We start from the raw sequence: 25,891 nt of genomic DNA on the forward strand, positions 1-25,891 counted from the left end.
GGATTACTCCCACTCAATCGTTGCTGGCGGCTTGCCGCTGATGTCATACACCACGCGGGAGATACCGTTCACTTCATTGATGATACGGTTGGAGACGCGGCCGAGGAAATCGTACGGCAGGTGCGCCCAGTGCGCGGTCATGAAGTCGATGGTTTCCACCGCACGCAGGGAAACCACCCAGTCGTATTTACGGCCATCGCCCATCACGCCGACGGAACGAACCGGCAGGAACACGGTGAACGCCTGGCTGACTTTGTTATACAGGTCAGCTTTGTGCAGCTCTTCGATGAAGATAGCGTCCGCACGACGCAGCAGGTCGCAGTACTCTTTCTTCACTTCGCCCAGCACGCGCACGCCAAGGCCGGGGCCCGGGAACGGGTGACGGTAGAGCATGTCGTACGGCAGGCCCAGTTCCAGGCCGATCTTACGCACTTCGTCTTTGAACAGCTCACGCAGCGGCTCAACCAGGCCCATCTTCATCTCTTTCGGCAGGCCGCCCACGTTGTGGTGAGATTTGATGACGTGCGCTTTACCGGTGGCGGAAGCGGCAGACTCGATAACGTCAGGGTAGATGGTACCCTGCGCCAGCCATTTGACGTCGTCCAGCTTCAGCGCTTCTTCGTCGAACACTTCCACGAAAACGCGACCGATAATTTTACGCTTCGCTTCCGGATCGCTTTCACCCGCCAGCGCGTCGAGGAAACGCTGCTCGCCTTCAACGTGAACAATGTTCAGGCCAAAGTGGTCGCCGAACATCTCCATCACCTGCTGCGCTTCGTTCAGGCGCAGCAGACCGTTGTCCACGAATACGCAGGTCAGGTTTTTGCCGATAGCGCGGTGCAGCAGCATCGCGGTCACCGAAGAGTCCACACCGCCGGAGAGGCCGAGGATCACTTTGTCGTCGCCAACCTGCTGACGGATACGCTCAACGGCGTCGTCAATGATTTTCGCCGGGGTCCACAGCGCTTCGCACTGGCAGATGTCGCGCACGAAGCGCTCCAGCATACGCATCCCCTGACGGGTGTGGGTCACTTCCGGGTGGAACTGCACGCCGTAGAAGCGTTTTTCTTCGTTGGCCATAATGGCGAACGGGCAGTTGTCGGTGCTGGCGACGGTTACGAAGTCCGCTGGGATGGCGGTCACTTTGTCGCCGTGGCTCATCCACACGTCCAGCAGCGGTTTGCCGTCTGCGGTCAGGGAATCTTCGATACCGCGCACCAGCGCGCTGTCGTTAACCACTTCAACCTGTGCGTAACCAAACTCACGCTCGTTAGAACCTTCTACATGGCCGCCCAGCTGCATCGCCATGGTCTGCATGCCGTAGCAGACGCCAAATACCGGCACGCCGGCTTCGAACACATACTGCGGCGCGCGCGGGCTGTTCTCTTCGGTGGTGCTTTCCGGGCCGCCGGAAAGAATGATGCCGCTTGGATTAAATTCGCGGATCTGTGCTTCCGTGACATCCCATGCCCACAGCTCACAGTAGACGCCCAGCTCACGCACGCGACGCGCCACCAGCTGAGTATACTGAGACCCGAAGTCGAGGATGAGGATGCGATGTTTATGAATGTTTTCCGTCATTGACGCTAATTCCGAGGCAAGTGAAACAGAGTAAATAAATCGCCCGACGCAAGGTCGGGCGAAGAAATCAGGAGCCCAGACGGTAGTTCGGGGACTCTTTGGTGATGGTCACGTCGTGAACGTGGCTTTCCTGAATGCCCGCACCGCTGATGCGTACGAATTCAGCTTTGGTACGCAGCAGGTCAATGGTACCACAGCCGGTCAGACCCATACAGGAACGCAGACCGCCCATCTGCTGGTGAATGATCTCTTTCAGGCGGCCTTTATAGGCCACGCGGCCTTCGATACCTTCCGGCACCAGTTTGTCAGCGGCGTTATCGCTCTGGAAATAGCGATCAGAGGAGCCTTTGGACATCGCGCCAAGGGAGCCCATCCCGCGGTAGGATTTGTAAGAGCGACCCTGATAGAGCTCGATTTCACCCGGGGACTCTTCGGTACCCGCCAGCATGGAGCCAACCATCACCGCCGCCGCACCGGCGGCGATCGCTTTGGCGATATCGCCGGAGAAACGGATACCGCCGTCAGCGATAACCGGAATACCGGTCCCTTCCAGCGCTTCCACCGCGTCGGAAACAGCAGTGATCTGCGGCACACCCACGCCGGTGACGATACGGGGTAGTACAGATGGAGCCCCGGGCCGATGCCCACTTTCACCGCGCTGCAGCCGGCTTCCGCCAGCGCGCGTGCGCCTGCGCCAGTGGCAACGTTGCCGCCGATGATCTGCAGGTCAGGATATTTCGCGCGCGTTTCACGGATACGCTGCAGAACGCCTTCTGAGTGACCGTGCGAGGAGTCGATCAGCAGAACGTCAACGCCTGCCGCTACCAACGCGTCTACGCGCTCTTCGTTGCCGGCACCAGCGCCGACCGCCGCGCCTACGCGCAGACGGCCCTGCTCATCTTTACAGGCGTTCGGTTTACGTTCTGCTTTCTGGAAGTCTTTGACGGTGATCATGCCGCGCAGGTGGAAGCTCTCATCCACGACCAGCGCTTTCTCAACGCGTTTTTCGTGCATCTTAGCGAAGACCACTTCACGGCTTTCGCCTTCACGAACGGTGACCAGACGCTCTTTCGGCGTCATGTAGACGCTGACCGGCTGGTTCAGATCGGTGACGAAACGCACGTCGCGGCCGGTGATGATGCCAACCAGCTCGTTTTCTTCGGTAACCACCGGGTAGCCGGCGAAACCGTTGCGCTCGGTCAGCTCTTTCACTTCACGCAGGGTGGTGGTTGGCAGAACGGTCTGCGGGTCGGTGACCACGCCGGACTCATGTTTCTTCACGCGACGAACTTCTTCCGCCTGGCGCTCGATGGACATGTTTTTGTGAATAAAGCCGATGCCGCCTTCCTGTGCCAGGGCAATAGCCAGACGCGCTTCCGTTACGGTATCCATGGCTGCGGAGAGCATAGGAATATTCAGACGAATGGTTTTCGTCAGCTGAGTGCTGAGATCGGCAGTATTCGGCAGAACGGTAGAATGAGCGGGAACGAGGAGGACGTCGTCAAACGTCAGGGCTTCTTTAGCGATACGTAGCATGGGCAATATCTCGACCAGGGTGGATAAATATTGCCGTGGCATTATACAGAGCGTAACCGATTGCATCTACCCTTTTTTGCAAATAATACTTGCCATCCCCTCTGAGCGCGTTACTATCGACTGAATAACCTGCTGATTTAAAGTTTGATCTTGCTCACATGTTACCCTCTCAATCCCCCGCAATTTTTACCGTAAGCCGCCTCAATCAGACGGTGCGTCTGCTGCTTGAGCGCGAAATGGGCCAGGTTTGGATCAGCGGCGAGATCTCTAACTTCAGCCAGCCTTCTTCCGGCCACTGGTACTTCACCTTAAAAGACGATAACGCCCAGGTGCGCTGCGCGATGTTCCGCAACAGCAACCGCCGGGTGACGTTTCGCCCGCAGCACGGGCAGCAGGTGCTGGTTCGCGCCAACATTACGCTGTATGAGCCGCGCGGCGACTACCAGATTATCGTCGAAAGCATGCAGCCCGCCGGCGAAGGGTTGCTGCAGCAGAAGTATGAGCAGCTGAAAGCACAGTTAACGGCGGAAGGACTTTTCGAGCAAAAACATAAGCAGGCGCTCCCCTCTCCCGCCCACTGCGTCGGCGTCATCACCTCGAAAACCGGTGCCGCGCTGCACGATATTCTCCATGTCCTCAGGCGCCGCGATCCCGGGCTGCCGGTGATCATCTACCCAACCGCGGTCCAGGGTGACGACGCCCCCGGGCAGATTGTGCGCGCCATCGCGCTGGCCAACGCGCGCCAGGAGTGTGACGTACTGATTGTCGGACGCGGCGGCGGTTCGCTGGAGGATCTGTGGAGTTTTAACGATGAGCGGGTGGCGCGGGCTATTTTCGCCAGCCAGATCCCTATCGTCAGCGCCGTCGGCCATGAAACCGACGTCACGATCGCTGATTTTGTTGCCGACCTGCGGGCACCGACTCCCTCAGCCGCCGCGGAAATCGTCAGCCGCAACCAGCAGGAGCTGCTGCGCCAGCTGCAGTCCGGACAGCAGCGGCTGGAAATGGCGATGGACTATTTCCTCGCCAGTCGCCAGCGCCGTTTTACCCAGCTGTTCCATCGCCTGCAGCAACAGCATCCACAGCTGCGCTTGGCCCGCCAGCAGACCGCCCTGGAACGCCTGCGCCAGCGGATGCGTATCGCCGTGGAGTCACAGCTTAAGCGCGCAGAACAGCGGCAAAAGCGCACCGTTCTGCGTCTGAATCACTACAACCCGCAGCCGCGGATCCACCGCGCGCAGTCGCGGATCCAGCAGCTGGAATACCGGCTGGCGGAAATTATGCGTGGCCGCCTCAGCGAGCGGCGTGAACGGTTTGGCAACGCGGTGACCCATCTGGAGGCGGTGAGCCCCTTAGCCACCCTGGCGCGGGGCTACAGCGTCACCTCGGTGAGCGACGGTACGGTGCTGAAGCAGACAAAACAGGTCAAAACCGGCGATCTGCTCACCACCCGCCTGAAAGACGGCTGGGTCGAAAGCGAAGTGAAGCAGATCGCGACGGTGAAAAAAACGCGGGCCAGAAAGCCTTCGCCCACTAAACCAGCGGAATAAATTCCACCCGTTTTTTCGAGATAAGGCCATGCCCATGCTGGCAAAAGTAATCCACCGCGCCGCACGCCTTCAGCACCTCCAGCGGCTGGTGGCATTCCGGGCAGCGGGCCTCAAGGGTAAATACCCTTTCGCACTGGGCGCAATGCGCGCTACTGCCTTTGACATCTAACGGCGCGTGGCACAGAGGGCAATCAAGTTCCATAACCATTCCTTTCAACGTTTATCTGCACCTATTTTATCATGTTCCGGGTTTAATGCGGGCCGCGTAATTGCTGCTGCAACCTGAGCAGCCATTCCACTTCCTCAAGCCTACGCTGCGTTAGCCCGGCCACGCTGTCCGGCGCCCGGATAAACAGATTATCAGCGCCGAGGATCTGCTCATCAAGACAGTGCGTATAGATCGCCCCGGGCCGGGTCCAGCGCTGCACCCGCTCGCCGTCCTGTAGCGTCACCACTTCGCCCTCAGGGGCGCGATCGAGGGTGATTATTCGCCCGTCCCGCAGTCCTATTCGCATTCCCTTTTGCCCGCCCGCGGGACCCGCATATTTGTTGAGCCAGATATTGAGCGGGATAGTGCCCAGGGTTCCCTGCAGATGCGCCTCCCCCTCGGCAGTGCTCGTATCCCCAGGAGCAATGTCATGGCCGAGGCGGTCTTTCGCCACCCGAAGGGAAAGGCTCAGCGCCGTATCGCCTCCGCTGGCGTGCAGGGTTTCGCGGAGCATCGCCAGGACATGGGTGCCGATATCGAGGATCACCCCATCAGGGTGACGCAGCTGCCGGGTATCCAGCTCCCCGGTGGCAAAATTGAGTGCGACCGGCTCACCAGCGCTGTTAAAGCCGCTTGGCTCCTGCAAATAACCTTCGATCCAGACGATATCCTGCGCTGACAGGTGCGGCGGAGGCAGGCCGCTGGCCTCCCCTTCCGCCCGCCACAGCGGGCCAGGAGCGTTCAGCGCAACGCCTCGCGCCATCCAGTGGTCAAGAGCCAGCACCCGCGCGGCCTGCTCAGTCGGCGCCAGCAGCGCCCGCAGCCGGGCGGCCTGCTCAAGGTTGGCCACGATCGGCTTTTCCACCACGATGCGGGAAATGCCGCTGGCTAACGCCCTCTCCAGTACGGGCAGATGCTGAAGTGATGAGGTGGTAATGAAGAGCGTATCCAGGGGTTCGGCCAGCAGCGCCGACAGCGAACTACAGCGCTGGATCCCCGGCAGCGCTCTGCTGCAGTCCAGGTCATAGCCCTGGCAGCGGTCGATGACGTCCCCCAGGCGACGCAGCGCCGGTAAATAGGCGGTTTCCACCACCGCGCCGAGGCCGATAAAACCAATCTGCATAGTAAGTCCACCTTTGAGCCGCTCTGTTCCCGGCGAAGTATCTCGGGATTATGGCGGAAGGTTTTGACATTTACCGGCATGGCGGCCACAAAAAACCCGCCGAAGCGGGTTTAATGATTATTTGCTTTTCTTGATGTGCTTGATCAAGCGCTTACGTTTACGCATCTGGTTCGGCGTCAGGGTGTTACGCTTGTTAGCGAACGGGTTTTCCCCTTCCTTGAACTGGATCCGGATTGGCGTGCCCATCACGTCCAGGGATTTACGGAAGTAGTTCATCAGGTAGCGCTTGTAGGAATCCGGCAGATCCTTGACCTGGTTACCGTGGATCACCACGATAGGCGGGTTGTAGCCCCCGGCGTGGGCGTATTTCAGCTTCACGCGACGGCCACGCACCAGCGGTGGCTGATGATCTTCCGCCGCCATGTTCATGATCCGGGTCAGCATCGCGGTGCTTACGCGGCGCGTAGCGCTGTCGTAGGCTTCGCGTACCGATTCAAACAGGTTGCCGACGCCGCTGCCGTGCAGGGCGGAGATGAAGTGCACCCGGGCAAAGTCGATAAAGCCCAGACGATAGTCGAGGGTCTCCTTCACCTGCTCCTTCACTTCCTGACTCAGGCCATCCCACTTGTTAACGACGATCACCAGCGAACGGCCACTGTTAAGAATAAAGCCCAGCAGCGAGAGGTCCTGGTCGGAGATCCCTTCGCGAGCATCGATCACCAGCAGCACGACGTTGGCGTCTTCAATCGCCTGCAGCGTTTTTATCACCGAGAACTTTTCCACGACGTCGGTGATTTTCCCGCGCTTGCGCACCCCGGCGGTATCGATGAGCACGTATTCGCGCTCGTCACGCTGCATCGGGATATAAATGCTGTCACGGGTGGTGCCCGGCATATCGTAAACCACCACGCGATCTTCACCGAGGATGCGGTTGGTGAGGGTTGATTTACCGACATTAGGACGCCCGACAATCGCCAGCTTGATCGGCAGATCCTGCGGATTGAAGTCGTCTTCCGGCTCTTCTTCCGCTTCGCCATTCTGCTCGGCTTCGAATTTCGCCCAGTATTCGGCGTCTTCATCCACTTCTTCCTGCGGATTAACCTCATCGACCCATGGCAGCAGGGCCTGCTCCAGCAGGCTGGTCACGCCGCGGCCGTGCGAAGCGGCAATCGGATAGATATCGCCCAAGCCGAGCGACCAGAAGTCCGCCATTGCCTGGTCGACGTCGATGCCGTCGGTTTTGTTAGCCACCAGGAAGGTGGGCTTTTCACGAGAGCGCAGGAGTTTAGCGATCGCGATGTCCGCCGGCATCAGGCCCGCGCGCGCATCGACCATAAACAACACCACATCGGCCTCTTCGATTGCCAGCAGCGACTGCTCCGCCATCCGGGTTTCCACGCCCTCTTCCGTACCATCAATACCACCGGTATCGATACAGATGAATTCGCGGCCTTCGACTTCGGCCCGACCGTACTTACGGTCACGAGTCAGCCCCGGGAAATCCGCAACCAGCGCATCACGAGTGCGCGTCAGGCGGTTAAAGAGCGTGGATTTTCCAACGTTAGGGCGCCCGACAAGCGCGACCACAGGTATCATGTTAAATGCCTCATACAATCACTAAGCAACATCGTCTTAACGACGTTTTTAAAAAAGTCAAAACGGCCCCTGTCTGCCAGGGGCCGTTTCTTAATCACTCACGACAGCGGTAATTAACGCGTAATCGCGTACAGCGTACCGTCTTTCGCCTGGATCAGCAGTCGACCATCGGCAACCACCGGGTCGGTCAGGAAGCCGGAGCTGTCCACTTTCTGCTGCGCCACAAAATGGCCATCTTCCGGATTAACCCAGTGCATGTAGCCTTCGCTATCGCCGACGACCAGATTGCCATTATACAACACCGGCGCGGTCAGCAAACGGTGCAGCAGATCGCTTTGCGTCCACAGGGTTACACCGCCGTCGGTGGTCAGTGCCAGCAGGCGATCGTTCTGGTCTACCAGGTAGATACGGTTACCATCGACGATGAAATCATTCACCGAACCCAGCTCGCGTTTCCACATAATCTGGCCGCTACGCAGGTCCAGCGCGGTCAGGTTACCGTTATAAGCCAGCGCATAAACCACACCGTTAACGATGATCGGCGTCGTGTCGACGTCGTTCAGGCGGTCAATTTCCGTCGGGCCGGTGGCCGTAGAAATACGCTGCTGCCAAATCATCTGCCCCTGCTGCATCAATACTGCACTGACGCGGCCGTTGTCGCCGCCGACGATCGCCGCGCCGTAGGCGGTCGCAGGCGCAGACTCGCCGCGCAGGGAGAGCGCCGGCATATCGAGGTTAACGGTCCACTTCACGGCCCCATCGGTCTCGTTTAGCGCCTGCAGCTGGCCGTTACTGGTATGCACCAGCACCATGCCATCGCTCACCACCGGACGCGACAGCGCCTCGCCGGCGACACGGGTTTGCCAGGCCACGGTACCATCGCTGGTATTCAGCGCATACAGCTGCGCTTTCTCGCTGCCGATATAAACATGGCCGCCAGAGACGGTCACCCCGCCAGAAAGCAGCGCTGGCGTGCGCGAGAACCAGCCATCTTTCTCCGCCAGATTCACCGACCACACCTCTTTGCCGTCGTCGGCGTTCAGCGCTTTGACGGTGCCTTTACGGTCAGCAGCATACACTACGCCGTCGGCAAAGGCCGGATGAAGGTTAGAGTAAAATTCGCCGATACCATCGCCAACCGAGGTGCTCCAGGACGTGGACGGCGTAAACTGGTTTTCTACCGTCGGCAGCGGTGACATTTTCACCACATCTTCTTCGCTATTAAACAGCGAACACCCGCTCAGCAAGGTAACGGAAAGCAGCCCTGGCAACAGTAATTTACGCAATTGCATCGAGTCCCTCTCAGATGGACAAATTATTCATTTTCATACGCATCATTTCGCTGAGCGCAGGAGAAGCATCGCTTTTCACGCCAGCTTCCCACGCCGCACGGGCCCCTTGCTTATCGCCTTTGCTCAACAGAATTTCGCCGCGCAAATCGGCCACAATGGCGGTCCAGCCCTCACCTTTGATGCTGTCGAGGGTTTTCAGCGCCGCATCAGCCTGTTTCATTTGCAGCTGAACGCGGGCCAGACGCATACTGATAACCGATTTCAGATTATCATCAGATGCGGCCGCCAGCCCCTGCTGCAGCTGCTTTTCAGCGTTCGGCAGATCGTTCTGTTCAACAAAATGCTGTGCCAGCTCGAGAGAGGCGAAGGCGCCGTAGGTATTTTTATTGTCAGCCGCGAATTTCTCTGCCCCTGACAGCACTTCTGGCGTATTCGATTTCAGCGCGGAAGTCGCCTTCTCGTAAGCCAGCGACGCGTCTCTGGCGGTATCCTGCTGATGGGAGGTCCAGTAGCGCCAGCCAACCAGCGCGCCAATCCCTAAAATCACCCCGACCGCCAGCGCTTTGCCGTTTTCGGCAAAGAAACGCTTCAGCGCATCGACCTGATCGTTCTCGTTGTTAAAAGTTTCCACGCAGTCCTTCTCCTGACTAATAATTCCCGGGAGATTAACCCAGAAGTGTGCGCAAATGCGCGGCAACGCTCTCCTGCGTTACGGTAGTTTGCTCACCTGAGCGTAAATCCTTCACTACCACGTTTCCGTCAGCAATCTCTGATTCACCGACCACCAGCGCGACGCGCGCCCCCCACTTGTCAGCGCGGGCGAACTGCTTCTTAAAGTTGCCGCCGCCGTGGTTGGTCATCAGCTTCACGCCGGGCAGCGCATCGCGAACCTGCTCAGCCAGACGCATTGCAGCAGACTGAGTATCGGTCCCGGAGGCTACCAGGTATATATCGACAACAGGATCGGCTTTAAATTCCGGATTCACTGCCTGGACCAGTAAAACAAGACGTTCCAGACCCATGGCAAAACCCACGCCCGGGGTAGCGCGACCGCCCAGCTGCTCAACCAGGCCGTCGTAACGACCGCCGGCGCAGACGGTGCCCTGGGAACCAAGGCTGGTGGTCACCCACTCGAACACGGTGCGGTTATAGTAATCAAGGCCGCGCACCAGGCGCTGGTTGACGGTGTAGCGGATCCCGGCATCGTCAAGCAGCGCGCACAGGCCGGCAAAGTGGGCTTTCGACTCTTCGTCAAGATAATCGCCGAGCGCCGGCGCGTCGTTGAGCAGCGCCTGAACGTCCGGGTTTTTGGAGTCCAGCACCCGCAGCGGGTTGGTATACATCCGGCGTTTACTGTCTTCATCCAGTTTATCGGTAAACTGCTCCAGGTATGCCACCAGCGCGTCGCGGTAGTTGGCGCGCGCTTCCAGCGAACCGATGGAGTTCAGCTCCAGGCTGACGTGCTCGGAGATGCCCAGCTCACGCCACCAGCGCGCGGTCAGCATAATCAGCTCCGCGTCGATGTCCGGGCCCTGCAGGCCAAACACTTCGGCGCCGATCTGATGGAACTGGCGGTAGCGACCTTTCTGCGGGCGCTCGTGACGGAACATTGGCCCGACGTACCACAGACGCTGTTCTTGATTGTACAGCAGACCATGTTCGATGCCGGCACGTACGCAGCCCGCCGTCCCTTCCGGACGCAGCGTCAGGCTGTCGCCATTGCGGTCTTCGAAGGTATACATCTCTTTTTCAACCACGTCGGTCACTTCGCCGATCGCGCGTTTGAATAACGGGGTCTGCTCTACAATCGGCAAACGGATTTCGCTGTAACCGTAGCTACCGAGCACCTGCTTCAGTGAGCCTTCAATGCGCTGCCAGAGAGCGGTTTCGCCCGGCAGATAATCGTTCATGCCACGGATGGCTTGAATGTTCTTTGCCACGTTTATTCTCTTTATATATACAAAAATGAACCCCGGCGCCTCGCGCCCGCAGGTTCAATCATACACGGGAAGCGTATCGCTTCCCAACACGTTATTTTGCTTCAACCTGTTGAACGTCAATCCGACGGGCTTCATCGAGCATCGAGGCTTTGGCGCGGATCCGCGCTTCCAGCTGGTCGATCATGTCGTTGTTGTCCAGGCGATCTTTACGCACGCCGTCTTCATACAGGCCGCTTTTCTTGTTGCCGCCGGTGACGCCAAGGGTGGAGACCAGCGCTTCGCCCGGGCCGTTCACCACGCAACCGATGATCGAAACATCCATCGGGGTGATGATATCTTCCAGACGCTGCTCCAGAGCATTCACCGTACCGATAACGTCAAACTCCTGGCGTGAACAGGTCGGGCAGGCGATAAAGTTAATGCCGCGGGAACGAATACGCAGAGATTTGAGGATATCGAAGCCGACCTTGATCTCTTCCACCGGATCCGCCGCCAGCGAGACGCGCAGCGTATCGCCGATCCCCTCGGACAGCAGGAGTCCCAGACCGATCGCCGATTTTACCGCGCCGCTGCGCGCGCCGCCCGCTTCGGTGATCCCGAGATGCAGCGGCTGATCGATCTGTTTCGCCAGCAGACGATAGGATTCCACCGCCAGGAAGACATCGGAGGCTTTAACGCTGACTTTAAACTGATCGAAGTTCAGACGATCGAGATGATCGACATGACGCATGGCGGATTCGAGCAGCGCCTGCGGCGTCGGCTCGCCATATTTTTCCTGCAGATCTTTTTCCAGCGAGCCGGCGTTGACGCCGATGCGGATCGGGATGTTTTTATCGCGAGCGCAATCTACAACCATGCGGATGCGCTCTTCGTTGCCGATGTTGCCCGGGTTGATACGCAGGCAGTCGACGCCATATTCCGCCACTTTCAGCGCAATACGGTAGTCAAAGTGGATATCGGCGACCAGCGGGACGTTAACCTGCTGTTTGATAAGTTTGAACGCCTCAGCAGCGTCCATCGTCGGAACAGAGACACGGACAATGTCCGCGCCTACGCGCTCTAACGCTTTGATTTGATTTACGGTCGCCGCCACATCGGTGGTGCGCGTATTGGTCATTGACTGAACGGCGATGGGAGCCCCATCGCCAATTGGCACATTACCAACGTAAATACGTTTAGATTTTCTACGTTGAATCGGAGCCTGGTTATGCATGAAAAATCTCCCGCGTTACCCGTCTGTTACTGCGCCGGTGATGATTCGGCATTGAGGGTCAGACGCGCAACCTGGTTAGTTCTGATAAAACGACTTAAATCGACAGGCTTGCCCAGATACTGGATCTGTACCGCGGCCGGGGCGCCAATTTTCAGCTTATACGGCGCCTGACCGCTCAGGTTCAGGTTACCACCTTTACGCTGCAGGCCGCTGAACAGTTTTTTACCGGTGGCATCGCTCACTTCCAGCCAGCAGTCGGCGGAAAAGTTCATCACCAGATCCTGCGCCGACGCCGCCGGAGTCGTGACGTTCGCCTGATCGGTCGGCAACGGCGAGGCTGGGGTGGTAGCCGGAGCTGCCGGCGTCGTCCCCGCGGTATCGACATTGGCCTGGGAAGGGGCCACGACAGCGTTATTATCCGCTGGCGTCTGGGCCGGCGCGCTGGTGGTCGGTGCGCTGGCGGTATCGGTTGGCGCGCTGTTCGCGGCGCTATCGGCGGTCGGGGCTGCAGGGGCGCTGGTATCCAGCGGCACGTTCTGGCTGTTGGCGTCGCCGCCGTTCAGCTCAGCGGAAGACTGATCGGCCATGGTCGAAATCTCTTCCTGCTGCGCCTTATGGTCTTGCCACCACCAGGCGCCGCTCAGACCGATAACCACAAACAGCACCAGCCAGGTGAAGCTCATCAGCCAGCCGTCGCGCTTTTTGCGGCGCTTGCCTAAAGAGAAACTCTGCATTGGCGCGACTTTCGCCGCGCGGATGGGCGCCTGCTTGGCCATCATCGGCAGCAGCTCGTCTTCTGGAATATGTACGAGGCGAGCGTAGGAGCGGATGTACCCGCGCAGGAAGGTGGAGGCGAGGTCGGCGGGGGCCTTATCGTCTTCAATATCACGAACCGTGGACACCTTCAGGCATAAGCGTTCGGCCACCGCTTGCTGGCTAAGTCCGAGTTGTTCGCGGGCGTGACGCAGACGCGCGCCCGTGGTGTTTGCTTCTTGATGATCTTGAGTGGCTTCAGTATTCATTCGCTACAACTACTGGTACGTGAAATTTAAAGTTCAGCGCGGGAAAAAGCCGGCGCCGCGAGACATCTGTGCTACGTCAGCCTCACAGTATAGGACTGTCAGCCGCGCGATCACAGAGACGAATCAAAATTGAATGCTAAGCGGTTGTTGTGCCGCTACATACTGCCTCAAAGTCGACAAAAACGCACCGTAATTATTAACCGAATCAGCGTATTTCGCCTGGCTATCGGCCATAAATATGACCCGTGCCGCCTGCGCTGCACGGGTCATCATTTGTCAGACCGCTTTTACGTCAATCGCTTCGCCCTGCATCCGCTTACGCAGCGTACGCTTGGTACGGTCAATGACGTCGCCCGCCAGCTGGCCGCAGGCGGCATCGATATCGTCGCCACGCGTTTTACGCACGATGGTCGTAAAGCCGTACTCCATCAGGACTTTGGAGAAACGGTCGATGCGGCTGTTGGAGCTGCGGCCATACGGCGCGCCCGGGAACGGGTTCCATGGGATCAGGTTGATCTTGCACGGCGTATCTTTCAGCAGCGCCGCCAGCTCATGGGCGTGCTCGGTGCCGTCGTTGACGTGATCCAGCATCACGTACTCGATGGTCACCCGGCCCTGGTTGGCGTTGGACTTCGAAATATAGCCGCGCACCGAGTTGAGGAACGTCTCGATGTTGTACTTTTTGTTGATCGGGACGATTTCGTCGCGAATGGTGTCGTTCGGCGCGTGCAAGGAGATCGCCAGCGCAACGTCGATCATATCGCCGAGTTTATCCAGCGCCGGCACCACGCCGGAGGTAGACAAGGTCACACGACGCTTGGAAAGGCCAAAGCCGAAATCGTCGAGCATGATTTCCATCGCCGGAACGACGTTGTTGAGGTTCAGCAGCGGCTCGCCCATGCCCATCATTACTACGTTGGTAATGGGACGCACGCCGGTGGTCTTCACCGCGCCGACGATCTTCGCCGCGCGCCAGACCTGGCCGATAATTTCGGATACCCGCAGGTTGCGGTTAAAGCCCTGCTGGGCGGTGGAGCAGAATTTGCACTCCAGCGCGCAGCCTACCTGGGAGGAGACGCACAGGGTGGCGCGGTCTTCTTCCGGGATATAGACGGTCTCGACGCGCTGATCGCCAACGGCAATCGCCCATTTAATGGTCCCGTCGGTTGAGCGTTGCTCTTCAACCACTTCCGGGGCGCGGATCTCCGCCACTTCTTTCAGTTTACTGCGCAGGACTTTGTTGATGTCGGTCATCTCATCAAAGTCGTCGCAGCAGTAGTGATACATCCATTTCATCACCTGATCGGCGCGGAAAGGCTTCTCGCCCATGTTTTTGAAAAACTCGCGCATCTGCTGACGGTTTAAATCCAGCAGGTTGATTTTGGCATCTTTGTTCGGCACCGTCAGAGCGGCGGTATCAGGCGTGACAATTTGTTCAGACATAATATTTTCCGGCCTCGTTATTACACGTTATGGCCCCAGGTGGGTTGAAAAAGAAACGCCCCGGAGAGCGACTGCTCGTCCAGGGGCGCTATATTCTACAAATTCTGGCGCATCATTGCCACGTTTGCACAAAGCAATGAAAAAAAATCTGTAACTGACTGCTCAATCCTCTAAGGCTTTTCGATTGTCGCAAGGCGGCAAGCAAGTGACAAATTCGTCGGGAACGAATTTGACCAGCCGTAGGCTGGCCTCCGGTGAGAGGCAGGAGCCTCTCATTAATCCCCGGGAGCATAGATAACTATGTGACCGGGGTGAACGCGCGCAGCCAACGCCGCGACGGTCGAAAAGACGAGGTTTGTATCTCCAAAGTATTTCAGGTCACAGCGAGACGGCGAGTTCGCAAATCCCCGGGAGCATAGATAACTATGTGACCGGGGTGCGCGAAGGAAGCCAACAATGCTGTGGCGTGAAAGACGCAGGAGATTAGCGAGTGCGCGGGCAAACCTCGCCTTCAGCAAAGAAGAACGCGATTTCGCGGGCAGCGGATTCTACAGAGTCGGAACCGTGGGTGCCGTTCTCGGTGAAGCTGTCAGCGTAGTCAGCGCGCAGGGTACCCGCCAGGGCGTTTGCCGGATTGGTGGCGCCCAGCAGGTCACGGTGACGCTGTACCGCATTTTCGCCTTCCAGAACGGAAACCACGATCGGGCCGGAGGTCATGAACTCAACCAGACCGTCGAAGAACGGGCGACCTTCGTGCTCAGCATAGAAACCACGAGCCTGTTCAACGGTCAGGTGCAGCATTTTGGTGCCGACGATTTTGAACCCTGCAGCTTCAAAGCGGGAAAAGATGCTGCCAATAACGTTTTTTGCCACCGCGTTTGGTTTGATGATGGAAAAAGTACGTTCAATAGCCATGATTACCTCTAATTAAATGTTCTGTTGTTGCACATACGATTGTATGGCCTGGCGCGCATTATAATGAGCATCCCCGCCCCTGCCTACGGATGAAGGTAACATTTTGTTAAAATAAGATGAGTATTGAAAACACAAACCGCCAACAACAAATTTACCCTGGTTATTGCAGGGTAAAGCTGGCGGCTGCCGTCTGGCCCGCTTCATCCATCACCACCAACTGCCACTCGCCGGGTTTATCCAGCGTTAGCGTGGTTCTTGCGCCGGCGGCCTCTAACGGTTCGCCATTAATAAACCACCAGCGCCGCCCCTCCCCACCGCTGGTTTGTAGCGGCAACATCACCCGCGCCTCACCCGGGAGACGTTTTATCACTGCCCCATCACGGATGCCGGACAGCACCAGCGGCGCGGTATCCTGAGTCTGTAACGGCGGGCATGACTCCGATGCCGGTCCCAGGCGCGCGCGCCGCCTTTCGCTGGCCGGCAGCCAGGGATCCAGCGGCAGCGGCCAGACTTCGACCTGGCTTTCCCGAGCGCCGGGACAATCCGCCGCCACCCGTTCGCCGTGTTCATTGCGCCACACCGGGAAGCGGATCCCGCGTACGCTCTCCTGCCCCGGCAGCAGCAGAGTCGGCGGCTGGCTGGCATCCAAAAGCCAGCTGGCCAGGCGACGACGACAGTTGCTGTCGCCCGCCGGCAGATCCTGCCCGCCAGGCCAGCAGATTGTCCCCTGGCTGACCGTTGCCGGGCGCGGATCGCTCGGCAGCCCGCCGCGGCTCATCGCCGGGCGGGCCAGCAGCAGATTATTGACCTGGTTGAGCAGCGGTACGGCGCTGGCGAAGCCAAACTGGCCCACCACCGGCGTACCGTCCGGGCGCCCGGTCCAGATGCCTATCAGATATCGCGCATTGAGGCCGACCGCCCACGCGTCGCGATAGCCGTAGCTGGTGCCGGTTTTCCACGCCAGCGGCACCGCCTGCGGCAGCGAGGCATCGGGAACCGGTTGCGCTTCGCCGGCCAAAATACGCCGGACGATCCATGCCGCCCCGGGCGACATCAGCGCGCGCTCGGTCAATGGGTCGCTCGGCTTCAGGCGCAGCCGCGCCGCCTTGCCATGGCGGGCGAAGGCGCTGTACGCCGCGACAATATCTTCCAGCCGCGCCCCGGCGCCGCCGAGGATTAGCGACAGATTCGGCTCTGCGCCAGCGGGCAGCGTCAGGGGCAGCCCGGCGTTGCGTAAATTAGCCGCAAAGCGTTTTGGTCCATAGGCTTCGAGCACCTGCACCGCCGGCAGATTCAGCGACCGAACCAGCGCCTCGCTGGCGCTCACCGGGCCATGAAACCCGCTGTCGAAATTACCGGGGCGATAATCGCTAAAACGCCGTGGCACATCCTGTAATAGCGATGCCGGGTGAATCAGCCCCTCATCCATCGCCATCGCGTAGATAAAGGGTTTCAGCACCGACCCCGGCGAGCGTACCGCCGAGACCATATCAATATGGCCGAAGCGGCTGTCGTCGGTGATATCCGCCGAGCCCACCCAGCCGCGAACTTTCATATCCGTGTGGTCGACGACGACCATCGCCAGCGAACTGCGCGGCGGCAGGCGCGATTTCCAGTTCAGCGCCAGATCTTCCAGTTGCCGCTGCAGTCCGGCATCCAGAGTCGTCACCACCTTTTCATCACGACTGGTCGCCAGCGCCCGGCGTGAAAAAAGCGGCGCCAGCTGCGGCATCTGGCGCGGAAACAGCCATACTGGCTCCTCCATCGCTTCCTTTACCGCCTGTTCCGGCCAGACGCCCTGGCTGACCATTCGCGTAAGCACTTTATCACGCGCCGCCTGGGCCCGCTGCGGCCAGCGGTCCGGACGTAAACGACTGGGCGCCTGGGGAAGTACCGCCAGCAGCGCCGCCTCGCCGTAGCTAAGACTGGCAGGCGGCTTACCGAGATAGGCCCAGCTGGCCGCGCCGATCCCCTGCAGGGTGCCGCCAAACGGCGCGCGGTTCAGATAGAGGGTTAGAATGTCGCTTTTTGACAGATGCCACTCCAGCTGCAGCGCTCGCCACAGCTGGCGCAGCTTGCCGCCGAAGGTGCGTGGATGGGGATCAAGCAGGCGTGCCACCTGCATGGTAAGCGTGCTGCCGCCCGAGATAACTCGCCCGGAAGTAAGATCCTGCCAGGCGGCGCGCAGCACCGCGAAGGGATTGACCCCCGGATGGCGCCAGAACCAGCGGTCTTCATACTGGATGAGCGCCTGCAGATAGCGCGGCGACACGTCGGCGAGCGTGACCGGATAACGCCAGACGCCCTGCGCGTCGGCAAACCGCCACAGCGGCGTCCCGTCTTCCGCCACCACCACACGGGCAGGCGTGACGTCATGCAGCGGCAGCGGCCACAGGCGATCGGCCGCCAGCACCGCCAGCCACAGCAGAAAAATAAACGCCGCCAGCCAGCGCCAGCGGCGTTTTACCCGAGGCAATACGCGCATTTACGGCGTCACGGTGAGCGGACCGCTGGCCGCTCCTGTCGCCCGCCACTGCGGCGCATACATCGATTCCACCTGCGGCTGCGGGACCTGATAAGTGCCCGGCGTCACCGCCCGCGCCAGATAGACCAGCGTCACCGGCTGGCCTTCATTGACAGCGACGGCGGCGACGAAACGGTCATCGCGGAACTCGATATGCTGAATATCCGCCTGCTGCATCTGGTTAAGCAGGTTTTGCACCGCGTCGCCATTCTCCTGCAGGCTGGCGCTGCTGTTGGCCAGATTCTGGTTTTCCAGCTCCAGACCGGCTGGCAACAGATCAACCACCAGCGCGTCAGGAACGTTACGTTTGGCGGTCACCTCCAGCTTGACCAGCACCAGTTCGCCGCTGCGCAGCGAGGTCAGCGATTTCTGCTGGCCGTGGGTATCGAAAATAGCGCGTTCAATCCCCAACACGTTGCCTCCCGGCTGTGGCGCGCTTTGCGGATAACCGCTGCTATCGAGGCGCAGCCACAGCGGCTGACTGCCGGTATTACTCACCTGCAGCGCCGCCAGCCGATCGCCGTCGAGGTTGCGGGTTTGCGCTTTGTCGCCGGCCAACGGCTCCGCCTGCAGCGAGGTTTTCGCCTGCCAGCTGCCCGGCAGGTCCGCCAGCGTACGTCCGGCAAGGAACAAGGCGTTGGTTTCCTGGGTCGACAGCCAGCGCTGGCCATAGGCCTCTTCCGACAGCGTGCTCAACAGCTGATTTTGCACCTCCGGCAGCAGCTTATTCTCTTCCAGCAGCGCCAGTTTCAGGGCGTTGTCGCGCAGCGGGCTACCGTAATCGCCCAGCCAACGATTCTCATCCTGGCGCGGGGTGGCAACCGCCAGCTTCAGGGCGGCGTCGCCGCGCGGCGCATCGCCCATAGTTTTCAGCGCAATGCCGAGCTGCAGCAGCGGCAAGCCGGATCGCGCCTGGTCGTGACGGCTCCAGATTTCACGCAAGGCGCCGAGCGGCGCTTTTTGCTGACGCGCCAGCACCAGCGCGGCGTATGCCTGGGCGGCAAAGCGGCTGGCCTGGGCGTCGTCGCTGTAGCGCACGGTCATCAGGCCCGGCTCCTGCAGATAGCGCAGCAGGCGCTCGTTGCCTTTATTAATGGCGTTGACCGGTACGCTATAGCCCTGCTCGCTGGCACGCACGAGGAAGTCCATGGCGTAGGCGGTCAGCCAGTACTCTTCCGGCCCCTCTCTATCCCATAGCGCAAAGCCGCCGTTTTCCAGCTGCATCTGCAGCAGGCGTGAAATACCGACATCGATGGCCGCGCGGCGTTTTTCGTCGCTGTCCCCGCTAATGCCCAGCGCCTTTAGCTGCGCCGCGCTGGTATACAGGGACGGGAACAGGCCGCTGGCGGTCTGCTCAAGGCAGCCGTAAGGATAGGCTTTCAGCTCGCGGATATAGCGGGCGAGATTCAACGGTGGTTTACCGCTGAGCAGCAGTTGGCCCTGCAGCGTTTGCGGGGCAAAGCCCTGGCTCTGCGCCGCCGGCGGCTGCCAGCTTTCACCTGGCTGCAGCACTGCGCCGCTGTTGACGGTCTGTGCCGGGTACGCCGGACGCACGCCGATTTTCCACTGTTTTTGCAGCGGGGCGAAGGTTTCGCCCGGCAGGCTCAGGCCGCTGATGGAGGCATTAACCTGACCATCGCCGAAGCCCGCCAGCGCGCTCACTGGTATAAACAGCGTGCTGCGCGCCCCCGGCGCCAGTTGCACCGGCGGCAGTTGGCCCTCGCTCAACGTTACCAGCCCGCTGGCGGTAAGATGTACCTGCAGGGTTTGCGGTTTATCGGTCAGATTGCTGAGATCCAGCGCCAGCCGTGTGGTATCGCCGCTGGCGAGGAAGCGCGGGGTGTTCAGTTCGGCGATGACCGGGGCGGCCACCACCACTTTATCTTCGCTGCTGCCGAAGTCATCCGCCGTCCACGCCTGGGCCATCACCCGCAGCTCGCCGTTAAAATCGCCAATGGGTAACGTCACCGTGCCTTCGCCCTGATCGTTCAATACCACCGGCTGCGCCTGCTGGGCGACGATCGTCACGTGGTTGACCGGCGGTTTGCCGCCGCGTTTTAACTCGTCGCCATCGCCGCCGAAGCGCAGGCTGGCCACACGTCCCTGCCCTTCGATCACCTGGCCGTAGATGTCATAGATATCTGCGCCGTAACGCTTCTGGCCAAAGAAGGCGTTCCACGGATCCGGGGTAGCGTAATCGGTGATATTCAGTACCCCGCTATCCACCGCCGAGAGCAGGACATTGACCTGTTTCGGCGCCTCGCCCTCTTTGACGCTGGCTTTCACTTTCACCGTCAGCGGCTGGTTGGGGCGAATTTTGTCCGGGGCCTCCAGCGCCAGCGTCAGGCGACGGTTTTCATCGCCCAGCGGCAGATGCAGCAGGCCCACCGCGCGTTTCGGCGTTGCCGAGCGCGATTTATCGCCGGGACGAACCACCAGCGTGCTGAGGTAGAGGTCGTGGCGATTCCAGGTTTTATCCACCGGGATCGACAGGTCCATCCCCTCCGCCGGGACGTCAATTTCCTGCCACCACAGCGGCCCTTCGCTGGATTCCACCATTGCGTAGCCTTTACCCGCCGCCGGGGCGGCGATGTGCAGCCTGATGGTGTCGCCCGGTTTATAGCTCGGTTTATCCAGCTTCATGGTGACCCGGTCAGGACGCGCCGCGCCGGCGCCTTCGCTGTTATCCTGCCAGCTGTAGCCCGCCCAGAAGCGCACGCTGCTGACCACGTCGTCCGGTCCTTTCACCTCCAGGCGATAGGATCCCCACTCCACCGGGAAGCTCACTTTGCCGATCTGGCCGGCCTGCAGGTCCAGCGACTCCTCGCCCTCCTGCAGATCTTTTTGATCGAACTGCGACTGCCAGCCTTCGCTGTCGGACCAGTTCCAGTAGTAGTCGCGCCGCTCGCGGATCAGCCGCACCTGGAGACCGGAGATCGCTTTTTTCTCGCCTTTGACGTCGGCATAGACGATATCAAACGCGGCGTTACTGTTTTCATCCACCACCGGCTGTTTGACGGTGGTATCGGTGCGGTAATCGTAAACGTCCTTCAGCGTAAATTGCGGGCGGATCCCCGGCAGCGCCTCGGCGGGCCAGATCGGCTGCTTAACCGTACGGGTCACCGGGCGACCGCCGGATTCCAGCAGGCTGGCCTGCAACACCACCTGCAGCGGCGAATGGCTATCCTGCCACTGGCTTGAGGTGGTCACTTCGCCATGGCCTTTTTCGTCCAGCGTCAGCTGGACTTCATCCAGACTACGGGAGAGGTTTTCTTCCGCAATATCGCCGAACTGGAAGCCCGGCAGCGCAGCGACGGCGTCGCGCAGCGGGCGCAGGAACAGCTTGCCCTGCAGCTGGTTGCCGCTGGCCGGCGCGCCGTAGAGATAAGCGCCGCTAACGCCAAAGGTGACGTCGGCATCCGGCGCGACTGGCGCGGCCTGCGGCGTCAGGTTCAGGGCCATGCGTTCCGGCATAAAGTCTTCAACGTGGAAATCCCATTCGCGCGGCTGATTGTCGCCGGCGCTGGCGCGAATGTGCCACATGCCGGTAGCCGCGCCGCTGTCGAGCGGATAAGTAAACTGGTACAGGCCATTCACTGGTTTGCTCATCACCGAGCGGATCACCTGGCCGTCCGGCTGAACCACCTCCAGTTTCACCGGCTGCTCCGCCAGCGGCTTGCCGTCGCTATCGCGCAACAGCGCATTAAGGATCACCGTTTCGCCGGGACGATAGAGATCGCGCGGGCCAAACATAAAGAACTGTTTGCTAAAGCCGGGCGCGCCTGCGATAGAGAATTCCGCCAGATCCAACGCCGGCAGCTTGAGGTCGAGCAGCGTGGTCTGCCCCTCTTTGCGCGCCAGCAGCAGCGCGGCTTCTTTATCGGTTTGCAGGGTGACGTGGCCCTGGCTGTCGCTTTTCGCTTCCGCCAGGGTCTGCCCTTTGGCATTGAGCAACTGCACCTCAATGCCCGACTGGGCGGCGCCGTTTTCCAGACTCTGGGTAAAAACGTCCAGCCGGTTATGGTAGCGATGCGCCGAGACGCCGATATCGCTGAGGGTAAACAGCGTCGCCGCGTTGCTGTAGCTATAACGGCCCGCCGGGTTCATGACCGCCACGTAGACGCCAGGCTGCTGGAGCGGCTTGATATCGCTCAGCGGCAGCAGCAGCTTTTCGCGAGTATTACGCGCCGGGTTGAGATCGAAGCGGCCGGTATAGACCAGATCCGCCATCTTCAGCAGTTCATCAGATTCCCAGTTGCTTAACGAGTTACGGTATTCCCACTGACTGACAAAGGCGGAGAGCGATTCCGGCTTAATGCGGAAGAAATTAACGTCGACATTATCGACGTTCAGCGCCATCACCGGCAGCCCGGCGACCACGTTGCCCGGCAGCAGCGAGCCGCGGCTGGCAAACCCAACGCTCGGTGCGATATCGCGGGTGGTCAGGGTCTTCTCAAACGGTTTGTCGAGCGTCGCCTTGTTCAGGGCGGTCAGCGTCGGGTCGACTGAGACAATCAGCTCGCGCTTTGGCTCAAGGTGACGCAGACGCAGCTCTTTCAGATTCGGCGCCAGCTCCCAGGCACCGTCCACCTTACCGCTTTTCTTGTCGACCAGATGCACGCTGCGCGAGAAATCCTGGTCCGGCTGCAGCGGGACGGAAAACGTCAGCACCAGGGTCGCGGCGCCATCCAGTTGCACCTCCGAGGCGTCGAGGAGCGTCAGCGCTTTACCCTGGCTTTTTTCCGCCAGCGCCGCCAGCTGGGCGCGGTCCGGTTTTGCCGTCGCGCCTGGGTTGCTATCCGCGGCTGGCGCCGGGGCCGAGGCCTGCGGTGTACCGCTGTCATCACACCCGGTTAATGAAAATGCGGTAAGGAGCGCCAGTGATAGCGCCGCTAAACGAAATGGTTTCATCCTTCTAACCCCTCGGCCGATGAGCCTGATGCAATTTGTCACATTTATTATGCGTTATGGCGGCGCTTCTCAACAGTGACGAAGCGGGTTTCTGCCGATTAATCAGAAAAGTGCCGTGACGCCGTCCCCACTCTGGCGTCCTTAACTTGTCAGCGCCAGCTAAAACGCCGACAATTCAGTCATGAATAATAAAACGGAGGCACCTATGTCCACCTCGTTTTTTGTCGCTGCCGACTGGCTGGCAGAACATATTGATGACCCGGAAATTCAGATTATCGACGCCCGCATGGCGCCCGCCGGGCAGGAGGCCCTGCGGGATATGGCCGCGGAATACCGCGCCGGCCATGTGCCGAACGCGCTGTTTTTCGATATCGAGGCGCTATCCGACCACACCAGTCCGCTGCCGCATATGATGCCGCGGGCCGAAGCGTTTGCCGTCGCCATGCGCGAACTGGGCGTCTGCAGCGATAAGCATCTGGTGGTCTATGACGAAGGCAATCTGTTTTCCGCCCCGCGCGCGTGGTGGATGCTGCGCACCTTTGGCGTAGAGAAGGTGTCAATTCTGGCCGGCGGGCTGGAGGGCTGGCGGCGCGACGAACTGCCGCTGGAACAAGGGATGCCGGAGGTGGCCGAAGGGGAATTCGACGTGCGGTTCGATCCTCAACAAATTAAGCGTCTGACCGACGTCCTGTTGGTCAGCCATGAAGGATCGGCGCAGATTGTCGATGCCCGTCCGGCGGCCCGGTTTAACGGCCAGGCCGACGAACCGCGCCCGGGCCTGCGCCGCGGGCATATCCCCGGCGCGCTGAACGTACCGTGGACGGATCTGGTGATTAACGGCGAACTGAAAACCGTTGACGAGCTGAACGACATCTTTTTACGTCAGGGTGTCGATTTTGAACGGCCGATCATCGCCAGCTGCGGCTCGGGGGTGACGGCGGCGGTGGTCGTGCTGGCGCTCACCACGCTTGGCGTGAACGGCGTCTGCCTGTATGACGGCTCCTGGAGCGAATGGGGCGCGCGGAGCGATCTGCCGATTGAACCGGCCCCTGCCGCTCCGTAAACACAGCGTGACCGCGGGCCTCCCGTTCCGCGGTCACTAAATAATTTCTGATTTTCTCTCCCACTTTCTTCTGCTTCTCGCTAAACCGGTTACTCTGTGCTGCCGCAGGGCTTGTTCCTGCCGAGTTCGCTTTGCCTGATGGGGAGGCAGAGCACTGGTACAGAATTCCTCAGGGCTGATAGCGCATCCAGTCCATCCCAATCTGATGTCACCACAAGGAGTGAAAATGGCATTAGTCTCTAACCCACATTCGGCTTATTCACCGCGCCTTCCCTGGCTGGGAGGTATAGCTGGCCTGCTGGCAGGCGGCGCGATCCTTTATTTTTGGCCGCAATGGAACCGGACATGGCTAAGCCTGGTGCCTGCGCCAGTCTCCGTGTATACCCGCTTTCTCGGGGTCACTCTCGAAGACGTTCCGTTAGTCACCTATTGCCATCAGGCGCTGCTGGGTTTTCTGATGGTGCTGCTCGCTCCCGGTTACGGTAAGTCGACCCTTGCCGCGTGGATGATGCATAACCCAGCGTCAAGCCGTCGCTGGCCCGGCGAGGTATTCCGTGCCTGGGTCACAAAATTTGGCCTGCTGGTCATTGTCTTTTGCAATCTGTTCTTTTTGTCCCGGGTCCTATCCGGAACCCTGGCGTTATATATTTTTATTCTCCAGCACATCAGCGTTGCCGCGGCGGTGGCGTCAGGGGTGCTGCTCCTGCGTGACGCCCGGCGCCTGGCCCGCACGTTCGACGCTCAGCTGGCGGACCTGCGTCTTCTCATGATACTTACCCTCGGGTTCCAGACGATTTTGCCGGCGCAGATCGCGCTGATGAGCGCCCGGGGCGTGAATACGCCGCTGGGCTGGTACATTGTTATCGCGCAAATGGCAGGGGTGTTACTGGCGTTTATGCTGGTCGGCGGGCTGGTGGCAGCGCTACGTTCTCTGCTGGGCGAAGAGAGGTGCCGGGCCTGGCGCGGGGATATGGCGCTCTTCAACGGCATTGTCACGCTGTGCGTGACGGGATTTCTCCTCTATCACATGGTGTCTGCCTATCCGCGAATCTTTGCCGCCCTGCATTAGCTTTTGCCACCCCGCTTTTGTGCCTCGAACTGGAAGCATAAAGAAACAGCGGGGGCTGCCGCCCCCGCTGTCAGATAATGCGGTTCTGCTTAAAATCGCGCAGGAAGCTGCCCCAGCGCTTTTCATAGAACGGCGTGATATGGGCAATCATAAAATGGCTGATGCCCTTCTCGCCTTCCACCACCTGGCAAATATCGATAGGTTCGTCGCCTGGCAAGGTATCGGTGGCCACGCTGCCGGTGGTCTGGATAATGGCTTCAATATCCCCTTCCGCTTCAATCCCGATCAATAAGTTGGCCGGCGCGTCGGCGCGCTCTTTAATCGAGCACAGAAACGCCCGCTTGACGGTCTTCAGCGTTTTGAACAACGTGGTTAGCGAATCGACCATCTGCGCCGGCGGTTCGGCGACTTCAGACAGCAGCAGCGCTTCGCCGCCTTCCAGTACCGTCTGGGTGCTCAGTGGGCTGCCCTCTTCGCCTAACAGATGGCTGATTTCCCGTGGGGTGAACTCTTTGCCGCTCGGCAGCTTCGGGTTGAGGAATAACGATTCGCCCAGCGTCATCGCCATCAGCGTGCGGGCCGGCATCATCACGAAAGCCTGTTCATCCGCCACCGCCTGCTGCAGCGCCTCCAGCGAGGTAAAGAATGGGATCACCGAGGTACCGTCGTCTTTTTCCCAATGCTGCAGATCCAGCGCGCTATCTTCGACAATCTGCTCGCCATCGGCTGCCCTGCCCGGCACCCAGACGGTGGCCTCCAGCAGCGCGCTGAAAAATGCCGGACGATGGGCGGGCTCAGTCGCCGCTTTTTCCAGCAGGGTTTCTAATTCATTTTTTGTATCTGACATAGTTTGGCTACTTCACAATGAATTGCCCGGCGGCCATTCGTCCACGCGGGCATATGGT

The 25,891-nt window shown here is 59.9% G+C and carries 19 protein-coding genes and 1 other annotated feature; of the genes, 3 read left to right on the plus strand and 16 right to left on the minus strand.

The window, feature by feature from the left end; translation table 11 throughout:
* Window positions 1-3: 3 nt before the first annotated feature.
* The 3 genes from KPHS_39070 to KPHS_39090 form a co-directional block, all read right to left on the minus strand.
* Entirely contained in the window at window positions 4-1,581 is a 1,578-nt protein-coding gene (locus KPHS_39070; RefSeq protein YP_005228207.1) for a bifunctional GMP synthase/glutamine amidotransferase protein, read from the minus strand.
* Window positions 1,582-1,648: 67 nt separating this feature from the next.
* Complete coding sequence (locus KPHS_39080) at window positions 1,649-2,041, minus strand: inositol-5-monophosphate dehydrogenase (protein ID YP_005228208.1); 393 nt, start codon at window positions 2,039-2,041, stop codon at window positions 1,649-1,651.
* Window positions 1,649-3,117, minus strand: a sequence feature (potential frameshift: common BLAST hit: gi|238895962|ref|YP_002920698.1| inosine 5'-monophosphate dehydrogenase). (Overlaps the previous gene by 393 nt.)
* Window positions 2,041-3,117: an inosine-5'-monophosphate dehydrogenase gene (locus KPHS_39090; RefSeq protein ID YP_005228209.1), complete on the minus strand. Its 1,077-nt coding sequence runs from the start codon at window positions 3,115-3,117 to the stop codon at window positions 2,041-2,043. (Overlaps the previous feature by 1,077 nt.) Before KPHS_39090 ends, KPHS_39080 begins: the two co-directional genes overlap by 1 nt.
* A gap of 158 nt (window positions 3,118-3,275) precedes the next feature.
* On the opposite strand from KPHS_39090, the gene KPHS_39100 reads away from it, so the two are divergent.
* On the plus strand, window positions 3,276-4,667 hold the full coding sequence (locus tag KPHS_39100) for an exodeoxyribonuclease VII large subunit (protein YP_005228210.1): 1,392 nt from the start codon (window positions 3,276-3,278) through the stop codon (window positions 4,665-4,667).
* On the opposite strand, the gene KPHS_39110 is transcribed toward KPHS_39100, so the two are convergent.
* From KPHS_39110 to KPHS_39220, 12 genes are all read right to left on the minus strand, one after another.
* Entirely contained in the window at window positions 4,651-4,869 is a 219-nt protein-coding gene (locus KPHS_39110; protein YP_005228211.1) for a zinc ribbon domain-containing protein, read from the minus strand. The two genes, KPHS_39100 and KPHS_39110, sit on opposite strands and share 17 nt — an antisense overlap.
* 49 nt (window positions 4,870-4,918) lie before the next feature.
* Window positions 4,919-5,998, minus strand: coding sequence for a Gfo/Idh/MocA family oxidoreductase (locus KPHS_39120; protein YP_005228212.1), 1,080 nt, complete (start codon window positions 5,996-5,998; stop codon window positions 4,919-4,921).
* A 117-nt stretch (window positions 5,999-6,115) separates the two neighbouring features.
* The gene (locus KPHS_39130) at window positions 6,116-7,585 is read right to left on the minus strand and encodes a GTP-binding protein EngA (RefSeq protein ID YP_005228213.1); all 1,470 of its coding nucleotides are present in this window, start codon (window positions 7,583-7,585) and stop codon (window positions 6,116-6,118) included.
* Between the two features lie 122 nt (window positions 7,586-7,707).
* A complete protein-coding gene (locus KPHS_39140; RefSeq protein ID YP_005228214.1) occupies window positions 7,708-8,886 on the minus strand; it encodes a putative dehydrogenase in 1,179 nt (392 codons plus the stop codon).
* Between the two features lie 10 nt (window positions 8,887-8,896).
* Window positions 8,897-9,517 (minus strand): YfgM family protein, encoded by a 621-nt coding sequence (locus KPHS_39150; RefSeq protein ID YP_005228215.1) that lies wholly within the window; start codon window positions 9,515-9,517, stop codon window positions 8,897-8,899.
* Between the two features lie 34 nt (window positions 9,518-9,551).
* Window positions 9,552-10,796 carry a histidyl-tRNA synthetase gene (locus tag KPHS_39160; RefSeq protein ID YP_005228216.1) on the minus strand — a complete coding sequence of 415 codons (1,245 nt, stop codon included), beginning with the start codon at window positions 10,794-10,796 and terminating at the stop codon, window positions 9,552-9,554.
* A gap of 121 nt (window positions 10,797-10,917) precedes the next feature.
* Entirely contained in the window at window positions 10,918-12,039 is a 1,122-nt protein-coding gene (locus tag KPHS_39170) for a 4-hydroxy-3-methylbut-2-en-1-yl diphosphate synthase (RefSeq protein YP_005228217.1), read from the minus strand.
* Window positions 12,040-12,065: 26 nt separating this feature from the next.
* On the minus strand, window positions 12,066-13,061 hold the full coding sequence (locus tag KPHS_39180; protein ID YP_005228218.1) for a cytoskeleton protein RodZ: 996 nt from the start codon (window positions 13,059-13,061) through the stop codon (window positions 12,066-12,068).
* Window positions 13,062-13,337: 276 nt separating this feature from the next.
* Window positions 13,338-14,504, minus strand: a complete 1,167-nt coding sequence (locus tag KPHS_39190; protein ID YP_005228219.1) for a bifunctional tRNA (adenosine(37)-C2)-methyltransferase TrmG/ribosomal RNA large subunit methyltransferase RlmN — start codon at window positions 14,502-14,504, stop codon at window positions 13,338-13,340.
* Between the two features lie 483 nt (window positions 14,505-14,987).
* Window positions 14,988-15,419 (minus strand): nucleoside diphosphate kinase, encoded by a 432-nt coding sequence (locus KPHS_39200; RefSeq protein YP_005228220.1) that lies wholly within the window; start codon window positions 15,417-15,419, stop codon window positions 14,988-14,990.
* Window positions 15,420-15,579: 160 nt separating this feature from the next.
* Complete coding sequence (locus KPHS_39210) at window positions 15,580-17,904, minus strand: penicillin binding protein 1C (protein YP_005228221.1); 2,325 nt, start codon at window positions 17,902-17,904, stop codon at window positions 15,580-15,582.
* A complete protein-coding gene (locus tag KPHS_39220; RefSeq protein ID YP_005228222.1) occupies window positions 17,905-22,854 on the minus strand; it encodes an alpha-2-macroglobulin family protein in 4,950 nt (1,649 codons plus the stop codon).
* Window positions 22,855-23,059: 205 nt separating this feature from the next.
* Here KPHS_39220 and KPHS_39230 point away from each other — a divergent pair, with 205 nt between their 5' ends.
* The gene (locus KPHS_39230; protein YP_005228223.1) at window positions 23,060-23,917 is read left to right on the plus strand and encodes a 3-mercaptopyruvate sulfurtransferase; all 858 of its coding nucleotides are present in this window, start codon (window positions 23,060-23,062) and stop codon (window positions 23,915-23,917) included.
* Window positions 23,918-24,143: 226 nt separating this feature from the next.
* A complete protein-coding gene (locus KPHS_39240) occupies window positions 24,144-24,986 on the plus strand; it encodes a hypothetical protein (RefSeq protein YP_005228224.1) in 843 nt (280 codons plus the stop codon).
* A gap of 70 nt (window positions 24,987-25,056) precedes the next feature.
* Here the strand turns inward: KPHS_39240 and KPHS_39250 are convergent, their stop codons facing one another.
* Complete coding sequence (locus tag KPHS_39250; protein ID YP_005228225.1) at window positions 25,057-25,833, minus strand: enhanced serine sensitivity; 777 nt, start codon at window positions 25,831-25,833, stop codon at window positions 25,057-25,059.
* Between the last annotated feature and the right edge of the window lie 58 nt (window positions 25,834-25,891).

It is taken from the genome of Klebsiella pneumoniae subsp. pneumoniae HS11286, assembly GCF_000240185.1.
GTDB lineage: Bacteria > Pseudomonadota > Gammaproteobacteria > Enterobacterales > Enterobacteriaceae > Klebsiella > Klebsiella pneumoniae.